This window comes from Sessilibacter corallicola, from assembly GCF_021290925.1.
GTDB lineage: Bacteria > Pseudomonadota > Gammaproteobacteria > Pseudomonadales > Cellvibrionaceae > Sessilibacter > Sessilibacter corallicola.
In genome coordinates this window covers 260,777-270,000 of sequence record NZ_JAJSLX010000002.1, presented here as the reverse complement: position 1 = coordinate 270,000, position 9,224 = coordinate 260,777, and the positions used below count along the sequence as shown (strand labels likewise).

The window sequence follows — 9,224 nt, the reverse complement described above, 5'->3', positions numbered from 1 at the left end:
TGTACAAAGCACCTTGGAATTCATCAGGAGTCAAGATCATAACAACGTCTGCACCAGCAACTGCGGTTTCAACGTCGGCAACTTTAAGACCGTGAGCTTCAGCTTTAGCAACAGAAGCAGAATTCGCGCGAAGACCAACAGTTACATCAACACCAGAATCTTTAAGGTTACAGGCGTGGGCATGGCCTTGAGAACCGTAACCGATGATCGCTACTTTTTTGCCTTGAATGATTGAAAGGTCACAATCTTTGTCGTAATAAATTTGCATCACTTGCTCCTGTAATAATCGGGTAGGTTGAACGTGTTTTCGATAAAAACAGACGTTTTCACAATCTAAGGGCCGCTATTCTAGGAGTCTTTTTCTGTTGCGTAAAATGAATTATTAACAAATTGGAATTGCGTATCCTGCAACACAGGAATACATTAACCACTGCAATTGCAGTCGATAAATAATCATGGACAACCGCACGCTTTCAAACTTTCTAATACTCAGCGAATCGTTGCACTTCTCGCGCGCCGCAGAAACTTGCCATCTAAGCCCATCGGCGTTAAGTAGAAACATTAAAGCCCTGGAAGAACAATTGGGTGTCGAATTATTTTTGCGCGATAAGCGCAGTGTTTCATTGACAGCAGAAGGGCTTAAGTTTCAGCGTTACGCCAGAGAAGCACTCAATGACTGGAATTCTATAAAAGACAGCTTGCAACAAAGTAGACCTCACCTTGCGGGTGAACTGAAAATATTTTGTTCAGTCACTGCCAGTTACAGTTTTTTGTACGACATATTAAGAGAGTTCAGGTCTTCTCAACCCGGCGTTGAAATTAAACTCAACACTGGTGATCCTGCTCAAGGCATTTCGAGAATCAGAGCCGAGCAAGAAGACATAGCCATCGCTGCCTATCCCAACACCCTGCCTACAGGAATTAAATTTCGAAAGTTCCGCACCACCCAATTAGTCGCTATCACTCAACAATCCGCAACAACGGGTGAATCTGATGAAATAGATTGGTCTTCAATTCCGATGATTTTATCAATGGAAGGGTTAGCGAGAGAAAAATCCGACGCCTGGTTTCGGAAAATTAATATCAAGCCGAATATCTATGCCCAGGTCGCAGGTAATGAAGCGATTGTCAGTATGGTTGCACTGGGCTTTGGCGCTGGTATCGTTCCAGAAATCGTGCTGGATAACAGTCCACTGCGCGACAAAGTCAAAAAAGCCCAACTGCCCGCACCAATCGGTCAGTTTGATGTAGGCTTATTTGCTCTTAACAAACGCCTCACCAACCCAATCCTTGCCAGTTTTTGGAAAACCATATCCGACAGCGAATAGTAAACCAAAGATCGATAGATCATGGTTCCAACCAACCATGATCTAGAAGCAAGTTAATTTTGCCTTCCCAAAAAGCGTCAAAAATACCGAGCAACCTAAAAAATAACGACAAGCTGCATTGGAATTGCGTTTACTCGCTTCAAAACCAAATATTAATCCCGCAATTGCGAAAAAATATTTCCAATTGTTGTAAATTCTACCCTCCGATAGAAAACTACTGACTAGCTATTGATCGAACTTTCCTTTTTTGAAAGTTATCAACTGCTAATTGACAAAGTTATTTGCACCAAAATGGTTCAACCTGTGGAAAACTTGCAGTTAACCTTAAGAAATTTTACACAAACGAAAACTAATCTTACTAATCAAGATATTACAAAAATCTTAAAAATAAGCATAACTCTTTATATTTCAGTAATTTAAAAATGTTGGTTTTATGACAGAAATATCTCTAGTAGATTAAGGAAGATTTGTCAAAATTTTGAATAGAGGTGAATAACACGAAAGTTTTCAACTGAAATCTTGGACAACTGCAAGCATAAGCTGTGTATAACTAGCTCCAGCTAGGTTTCTTACAGCCTTTAGACACCCTGATCAAAAAAGCAACGGTCAAAATTATGACAGTAAACACCTGCGAAATTATTCGCCAGCGATAAACTAATGACGAAAACAGAGGTAGAATTGCTGGACGGCCTAAACTGACTCTTCAATACTTCAATGAATGTAGCCTATCCCTATTGAGCGATGAAAAAGCCCAAAACTAAATCAGAAGTTCGTGCCGAAATTGAACATCAGGTACAAGAATTCCTAAACAGTGGCGGGAAGGTAAGCCAGCACGTTCAAGGCGAGAGTAACCAACTGATTGGAGGGGCCAATCCGTTTCACAGTGTTACAACATCAAAACCACCAGAGTCACGCACTTTGGTCAATGACGAAATCGCCGCCATTGAGGCCCGGAAAAAACCACAAAAGCCAGCACCTACAGCCAATCGGCGCCCCAGAAAAAAATTAATTAAAGACGACTTCGGTCAACCCATACGATGGGTCTGGGAAGATTAATCACCGCAGCGCATTAACTAAATGAAAGCCCAATTACCCTGCCCCATTGCAGCCCGCAGAGCACTTATAAGCAGCCAAATATTAGAAAAACTCCAAGCCTATTCTCCGACTGTAGTCAGCACTGTCTTTTTGAATCTTCATACGCCATCAAGCGATATAGACATAGTGTGTTCGCACGCTTGCGCAATACAATTTAGCCACGATTTAAATAAAGCATTAAAAGGCCAAAACAACGTTACCATCAAACGTAAACCCGACTGCATTTTGGGAAGATTTATTTTAGACGACATTCCCTTTGAAATTTATTCTTCAACACAACCCGTAAATCTGCAATTCGGTTATCGTCATTTTAAAATTATGGAGAAATTAACCGCGCTTGGCGGCCAATCTTTTTGTAACGCAATTCGGAAATTAAAATTAACCGGATTAAAAACCGAACCTGCGATTTGTAAGTGGCTAAATATTGAAGGCGATCCCTATTCAGAAATTCTTATATTAGAAAATTTAAATGATAGAGAACTGAAAAAGCGACTAAATCAAGCCTATGACTGACAAATTTAGAAAAATAAAAACTACATCAGGTACGAACGGAAAAGATTTCACCAATCAAACTAGAAGGTGAGAAATTAGCGGCATCAACAAACGCGGCAAAACGTGGATTGGTCTCTGCGGTAGAGGCCTCAGAGGTATCAGTATTTTCTGTTTCGGCATTACCGTTTTCTGCTTGCTCAGAATTCCCAGACAATTCTTCTTGCTGTTGTTCTCGCAAGCGCTGTTGAGCTTCCACCTTTGCTTGAGTTGCTTGCGCAGCCACCCGTCGGTCCTGGGCGGATGGCTCCGCTGGCGCTAACGCAGCTCTAATGACTTGATCAGCATGACGAATAACTTGAGCTGGCTCATCCGCCTGGGAAGGCAGGCGAATACTAACCTCTCCTGACACAGCGTAATTTTTACCATCTGGACCGCGCTCGAAATCGTAGCTGGGAGCACTTGCGTATTGGCCACCCACCGCTTGGTGAGCCTGTTCATGATTCCTCACCTCAATGTCTCGAGCTTTTAATTTTTGGAGGGTTGCCAGTTCTTGTTCGGTAAGATTCGCCGGATTTGTATTTAAAGAATCTTCATCCTCAGAATTAACCGAGGACTCATCGGTTGCTCGCGTTTCTTCGTTGTTTTCGGTATTCAGTGCGGATGAGGGATTGTCTTCGTTTTGATTGTTAATTACCGCATTATTATCAACAACAGATTCTTCTCCCAATCTATCGGGCTCTTGAGCACCAAACACAGGAGGTAATGTGGTGCTGATGTCGTCCGACGGTAAATTAGAATTAGCGTGAGAAAAAAATTGAGTCGGAGCGCTTCCTGAAATCCCCACACTTGAAGGTAGAATATTCACGTTATCACACTAAAATCAGAATCATCTGCATTAAATACACATCGATCTAACTCACAATAAATCATGCAATGGTATCAACCAGAGTACCGATATTCTCATCGCCAACAGCAACAACCTCCGCAGACGCATTAAAAACTTGCTGGCTACGAATTTGATCAACCAAGGCTTGTTGAATATCTGCCTCTAATACAACCGGCTGATTTTCATTAGAAGTAACGGTTGCAAAAGTTACCTCTTGAGCAGAACGTACCAACGCATTTTGACTCGACTCTAACCCTCTCAAACCAGCATCAATAACTCCATTAGAAGAAGGACGCGCAGGATTAAGATCACGAATTAATGCACTCGATGATAAATTCGATTCAATCATCAATGAATACTCATATAAGCTCAGATTTACAGTTCCTCTTTCAGTCTAGATGATCTGCTTCAAAAGCGACAAATTTAGCCGCATTTGCGGAAAAAAATTACCGGATATCAAAAAGCTTATATGCCAACAATCTAATCATTATTAAATATTCGCAACGACAAAATTGTGGAACGTATTTATTTGCCTTGTTCAAGACGTGAATATAAAGGTGCAGGAAAGTTTAACCGACGCATGTCAGCAACCGTTTTTGCGTAATCGTATTGGACTTTGAAAAACTGTATGGTGCCAGAGGAACGCTCAAAAATGGCGTACTCCGTACAAACTTCGCCCCCACGCGGCTGGCCCACCGAACCAGGGCAAAACAAAGCTTGAGAATAATCATGAACGTTTTGTTCTGCTTCTGAAACTTTACCATCACTGCCACGCCAACGAGCAAAGTTTGCTTGAATATGACTGTGACCATGAAAGGCAAAATGTAGATTATTCGCTTTCAACCAATCTAAATTATCTTGGTAGGTCATGTGATACACGTAGGCATAAAAAAAGTTTTTATCGATAGGTGCGCCATGCACAGCCATCCATTCATCTTGAAAATACAGGGGATCCAATCGATCCAACCACTGAGCATAAGTAGGATCAATTTTTTCGCGAGTCCATTCAATCGCCCAACGAGCCATTCGAGAAAATCCACGTGCGAAATCACCGGTGGCAGCGGCGTGATCGTGATTGCCTTTAATCGTTAAACAATTAACGTTCGATAGTATCTCTAGACATTCATTCGGGTGCGGACCATAACCAACAAGATCCCCTAAAATTAAAACCTCTGTTACATTCTTCGCGTTTAAATCCGACAACACTTTTTCTAATGCCGGTGCGTTGGCGTGAATGTCGGCAAGTACCGCAATTCGATCTTCGCTAAATTGATCAAATTTAACCAATGGGTTTTCAAATTCGTGAGCCACAGGCACTGGTATTCTCTGAAAATCAGCAGTACTTGGCTCATTATTTTCAGCTGAAACCGGTTGTTTTTCAGAATTTTCGACAACAGAATTGTCTGGTTCTTCCTCAGCAATTACCGTCGATTCAACTGCTGCTTTAGAAGCAGAAGGCATTTTAATTTGATTGACCAAACACGCTTTGACCAATTCAACGATTTCTTTTTCCGTCTCATTAATGGGCGTGTAACTTCGAAACTGAGCGTGCACCACTTGTAATATATGGTTTGAATTAAATACGCTAACCAAAGTTTCAATCAGCAACTCAACGCCAAATTCCCAAAAATCGATATCTGCATTGGTGAGTTGTCGAACCCAAACCACAAACTGACTGATAAAACTGGTGAACTGATCCCACGCATAAAGATCATCGTCAACGTAATATAGCTGTTGTTCATCGTCAAAGGCAAAATTAGATAAACCTTCATCTAAGCGTTTGCTGTGATCCCTGGCAGTTATGAAATAAAGATCAAAAATCTGCTGCAGATAATTCAAAGCTTTCGTAGGATCAGATTCAATCAACTCGTTTAGATTACGGTGCAAAGGCGTCAGCTTTTTTGAAATACTGCCGATCACCAACTCACCGTCACTGTCCATAGTGAACCAGGTTTTACTTGGATGATAAATTTTCAGCGGTAATTCTTGCTCTCTGACATTCTCAGCTTTTCTAAGAACATCAACCGCTCGAAACACAAAATCCGTCCTTAATTTAACAACGCACTGATCTGATACAAAAAGCTTAGTGGCCGGTCTTCCCGCGTACGAATTATTGCCACTCAAGACCTGAGGATGATTCAGTGCCTCGGTAACATCCGAGCCAGACCAATACATGTACCCATCTAAAGCGGGTAGAAGTTCTACTGTTGAATTAGACATTTAGAGTTTAATCAGTTGTTTGTGTTGAAAAGTCGAACATGGGTGTTTGTTAACCACAGACTTTTTCAAAAGACTTATAACAGAAAATTTGATCTATTATAAAGACGATAGGGTTATTTACACTGAGCTGGATTTTTCCAGAAAAAAAGCGATTAGATTTGATTTAACGCATACCAATCGACAAATTATCAACAAAGTTAACGAAATATTACTGCAAAACTACCCACAACAAACAACCCTTATAAACGTAAAAAGCCTGCCGATGAAGAAACAAGGCAGGCTTTTTACAATATAGAACGGTATTAGAGAACCGTTAGCAGCTCGACCATTAAGGGCATAATGGAGAAACAATCGGCAGGGCTGTTCGCAAAGCGGACCAACCCATGCCTAAATTGGCACGTCTGCCGGTAATTAACACCATAAGACAGTTTTCTTTACCCGGTACAATACTCATAAAGTGGTAAGTATGATCGGTACTCATTTGTACTTCTTTAATAGAATTAGCAACTGTAGTACCGCGTTGGTTCGACAGCAAAGTTTCTACTGTACTGACGTTTTTACCTCGGAACATATCAACCGCTGCTGCGGCTACAGCATCTAAGTAACTCTGGGTAAAGTATGGTACGTTATGATGCGCAGCCAACAATAGTCCAGAGGACAAATCAACAATGGCGGCACCTAAAGCGTCGCTTACATCACTTACAAGCTGTTGGCATGCTGTATCAAGTTTACTCATTTTGGCAATCTCCGGTTCACGGCAGTTTTTCGGCTACCATACTTTTGTCACAATAAATTTACAGTGACAATTTAAATTAGATTTAACCTATTTTTGCGAACAATAACTGGCGCAATATAGCGGCGGTGTTTTCGCTTTCTTGTCTGCTCACAGAAAGAATTTGCTAACTTTATGCCACCTCTGTGCAATTCAAGCACAATCGCAATCCCGAACAGTTAATTGGTCGAAAATATACAGGTCTTGTGAATATAGTATGAGTTTATAGCAAAAATAAACACAAATTCAGGAACGAATTTCTTTCTCAAGGGAATCAGCAACTGAATTAGTCGCAGACATCACCATTCCGAGATTGATATTCTTATTTGCTAAAGTCGTAATTACGAGCTTTTTATCAACCCGGCGCATAACAAGAAAGCCATCGGTATTTTGAATAATGACGAAATTACAGCCTGTTTGCTGAGCTTCAATGGCTATTTTTTCGCCAAGCGCTAAACAGGAACTCGTCATTGCCGCTAACCTTGTTTCAGACAACTCATCAACGGATTTTTTTGCTAAGGCATGACCATCAACACTGGAGAGCAACGCTGCGTAGATACCATCACTGGTATCCAGTAGATTTGACAAGTTATCTTCAACGACTTGTTTTTTGATTACGATTTGCTTTTTGTCAGTCATAACTCACCCATACTCCAACATTGCCAACAATGATAGCATGAGCTGACTCATATCTGATTTATCGCGAGGATCAACAGCCATTATTGGATAAAATAATTGCTTTTGCTCCAAATAGTTATACAAATCTTCTATACACTGCCCACCTTCTGTCTCGGTGCGAGTAACACCAATAACAGCACTGGTGCTTTCAATGTACTGACGAAAATTATCGAGATAGATTTCAAGATCGGCAATTGGGTCTTTTCGCCGCGCATCAACCAACAGAATAAAACCCAGAGCACCTTCGGCGATAATTTCCCACATGTGACGAAACCGCTCTTGACCCGGTGTGCCGTAGACATGAACGGTCGCGTCATCGAGGTATATTTCGCCAAAATCGAAAGCTACCGTGGTTGTGTCTTTTATCTCAGATAATTCGTCGGTGGTATCGGCATCGGTTACGATGGGAGGCTTGTCGCTTAAGCTGTGAATAGCCGTCGTCTTACCGACACCCGCAGTGCCGGTGATTACTAATTTTAATTCGGACACTATACTCTAGCTCCAAACTTCAACCGTAATTTTGCCAAAATTGGATTACTTCTGGACTTAGGTGCCGGTGGCGTTCGTATTTGCGATACCCGTTGCTTGATATCCAAATACCCCTTTTGGTCGCAATTGCCGATGAACTCACGCACGCTTGATAGGGCAAGACCTGCGGATTCTGCAATTTCTTCAGCAGACAACACTTGCTTGAGCATAATGGCGCAAATACGAGTAGCACCAGGTGTCGCTTTTAAGATGCTGGGATCAGGCCATCGCTTTAGGCGATAACTCACAGACACCCCAGTCGGAATGGGAGTAGAAACAGGAATATTGTGTTGAGGTTGTTGACTAGGTACTGACAGCACTTCGTTCTCTCTGGGCTTATTTGGTTTATCCACTGCTACATTTGTGCTGACTTCCGCCAAGCACCGCAATATAGCTGCCGCCCGCATAGGTTTATTTAATTGCAATGTGGAGTCGATCAGGCCGGGCTGGCCATAAGTGATTACTTTACATCCATCGCGCTCAAAATTTCTTATCACCTCCGTATCGGATTCATTATCGACATCGATAACGACAACCTCTGCGGCTCGGTTCTGAACAACATCCCATTGGTATTGAGTTTTGTTCGACAGTAAAGACAAAAGGCTGGTGAACACCATTTCGTCATTTTTGCTAAATCCGTGTAATTGAATCGTTCTGTTCATCGCTTCACTTTAGTGTGTACAAAGCAAAAACGTGTTTTGCATGAGTTTTTCCAATTCATTAAGTTCCAAATTGTTGTGCTTTTAAGCTTCAATCGTTATCAATCAAAGCTAAGAGAAACAGAGTTACTTAATCTTGCTGCCTATCAACGCGATCAGGTTGAAACTACCTAGTTATGATTATTCGAATATGTCAGGGCAGCGTTGTAAAAGTCTGCCCTGCATTAAATTTAGAAATTAAACCTAAGCGCCTCTATGACAAAGTTATAGAAAACTTTTCCGACATCTTTCAATCACACTTCTCATTTTGTGAAACAATTCTTTTTTTAGGAAACAGCAACTAACAAGGTCTCAGTTATTATTCCAATAAACGGTTTCGAAACTGATTAAAAATCAACTTCCAACACGCAACCGAAACTACCAACGCTGTAGTTCACACTAGAAATACAAACCCAATAAATTCAGCTGTGCACCATCGTATAACTCAATAAAAAACGAGGTTTACTCAGGCTGTTTGATACTCATCAAACAATGCTCCCCAAAACATTTTTAATTCGTCTACAATC

General features: G+C 41.4%; 11 protein-coding genes (1 of these 11 cut by a window edge). 3 read left to right on the top strand and 8 right to left on the bottom strand.

The window, feature by feature from the left end; all coding sequences use genetic code 11:
• A protein-coding gene (ilvC, locus tag LU361_RS08510; protein ID WP_350338005.1) for a ketol-acid reductoisomerase crosses the window boundary here: on the bottom strand, nucleotides 1-271 show its start. It extends 749 nt beyond the left edge of the window; 271 of the gene's 1,020 nt are visible here — the first part of the coding sequence; its start codon is at nucleotides 269-271; its stop codon lies off the left edge, out of view.
• A 184-nt stretch (nucleotides 272-455) separates the two neighbouring features.
• Here ilvC and ilvY point away from each other — a divergent pair, with 184 nt between their 5' ends.
• From ilvY to LU361_RS08495, 3 genes are all read left to right on the top strand, one after another.
• Nucleotides 456-1,328 carry an HTH-type transcriptional activator IlvY gene (gene ilvY / locus LU361_RS08505; protein ID WP_233088434.1) on the top strand — a complete coding sequence of 291 codons (873 nt, stop codon included), beginning with the start codon at nucleotides 456-458 and terminating at the stop codon, nucleotides 1,326-1,328.
• 741 nt (nucleotides 1,329-2,069) lie between these two features.
• Nucleotides 2,070-2,384 carry a hypothetical protein gene (locus LU361_RS08500; protein ID WP_233088433.1) on the top strand — a complete coding sequence of 105 codons (315 nt, stop codon included), beginning with the start codon at nucleotides 2,070-2,072 and terminating at the stop codon, nucleotides 2,382-2,384.
• A 21-nt stretch (nucleotides 2,385-2,405) separates the two neighbouring features.
• Nucleotides 2,406-2,936 (top strand): DUF4269 domain-containing protein, encoded by a 531-nt coding sequence (locus tag LU361_RS08495; protein WP_233088432.1) that lies wholly within the window; start codon nucleotides 2,406-2,408, stop codon nucleotides 2,934-2,936.
• Between the two features lie 25 nt (nucleotides 2,937-2,961).
• Here LU361_RS08495 and LU361_RS08490 read toward each other — a convergent pair whose 3' ends face one another.
• The 7 genes from LU361_RS08490 to LU361_RS08460 all read right to left on the bottom strand — a co-directional run bounded on the left by LU361_RS08490 (nucleotide 2,962) and on the right by LU361_RS08460 (nucleotide 8,661).
• A complete protein-coding gene (locus LU361_RS08490; protein ID WP_233088431.1) occupies nucleotides 2,962-3,780 on the bottom strand; it encodes a putative metalloprotease CJM1_0395 family protein in 819 nt (272 codons plus the stop codon).
• Nucleotides 3,781-3,841: 61 nt separating this feature from the next.
• Nucleotides 3,842-4,150, bottom strand: coding sequence for a hypothetical protein (locus LU361_RS08485; protein ID WP_233088430.1), 309 nt, complete (start codon nucleotides 4,148-4,150; stop codon nucleotides 3,842-3,844).
• A 176-nt stretch (nucleotides 4,151-4,326) separates the two neighbouring features.
• Nucleotides 4,327-6,021, bottom strand: coding sequence for a metallophosphoesterase family protein (locus tag LU361_RS08480; protein WP_233088429.1), 1,695 nt, complete (start codon nucleotides 6,019-6,021; stop codon nucleotides 4,327-4,329).
• 328 nt (nucleotides 6,022-6,349) lie between these two features.
• Nucleotides 6,350-6,757, bottom strand: a complete 408-nt coding sequence (locus LU361_RS08475; RefSeq protein ID WP_233088428.1) for a hypothetical protein — start codon at nucleotides 6,755-6,757, stop codon at nucleotides 6,350-6,352.
• A gap of 282 nt (nucleotides 6,758-7,039) precedes the next feature.
• On the bottom strand, nucleotides 7,040-7,432 hold the full coding sequence (locus LU361_RS08470; RefSeq protein WP_233088427.1) for a roadblock/LC7 domain-containing protein: 393 nt from the start codon (nucleotides 7,430-7,432) through the stop codon (nucleotides 7,040-7,042).
• A 3-nt stretch (nucleotides 7,433-7,435) separates the two neighbouring features.
• On the bottom strand, nucleotides 7,436-7,960 hold the full coding sequence (locus tag LU361_RS08465) for a GTP-binding protein (protein WP_233088426.1): 525 nt from the start codon (nucleotides 7,958-7,960) through the stop codon (nucleotides 7,436-7,438).
• Nucleotides 7,960-8,661 (bottom strand): hypothetical protein, encoded by a 702-nt coding sequence (locus LU361_RS08460; protein WP_233088425.1) that lies wholly within the window; start codon nucleotides 8,659-8,661, stop codon nucleotides 7,960-7,962. Before LU361_RS08460 ends, LU361_RS08465 begins: the two co-directional genes overlap by 1 nt.
• Nucleotides 8,662-9,224: the final 563 nt, after the last annotated feature.

Bases quoted from the DNA above. Each gene is read 5' to 3' on its own strand.
- ilvY (WP_233088434.1), top strand. From the start codon at position 456: ATGGACAACCGCACGCTTTCAAACTTTCTAATACTCAGCGAATCGTTG.
- LU361_RS08500 (WP_233088433.1), top strand. From the start codon at position 2,070: ATGAAAAAGCCCAAAACTAAATCAGAAGTTCGTGCCGAAATTGAACAT.
- LU361_RS08495 (WP_233088432.1), top strand. From the start codon at position 2,406: ATGAAAGCCCAATTACCCTGCCCCATTGCAGCCCGCAGAGCACTTATA.
- LU361_RS08485 (WP_233088430.1), bottom strand. From the start codon at position 4,150: ATGATTGAATCGAATTTATCATCGAGTGCATTAATTCGTGATCTTAAT.
- LU361_RS08480 (WP_233088429.1), bottom strand. From the start codon at position 6,021: ATGTCTAATTCAACAGTAGAACTTCTACCCGCTTTAGATGGGTACATG.
- LU361_RS08475 (WP_233088428.1), bottom strand. From the start codon at position 6,757: ATGAGTAAACTTGATACAGCATGCCAACAGCTTGTAAGTGATGTAAGC.
- LU361_RS08470 (WP_233088427.1), bottom strand. From the start codon at position 7,432: ATGACTGACAAAAAGCAAATCGTAATCAAAAAACAAGTCGTTGAAGAT.
- LU361_RS08460 (WP_233088425.1), bottom strand. From the start codon at position 8,661: ATGAACAGAACGATTCAATTACACGGATTTAGCAAAAATGACGAAATG.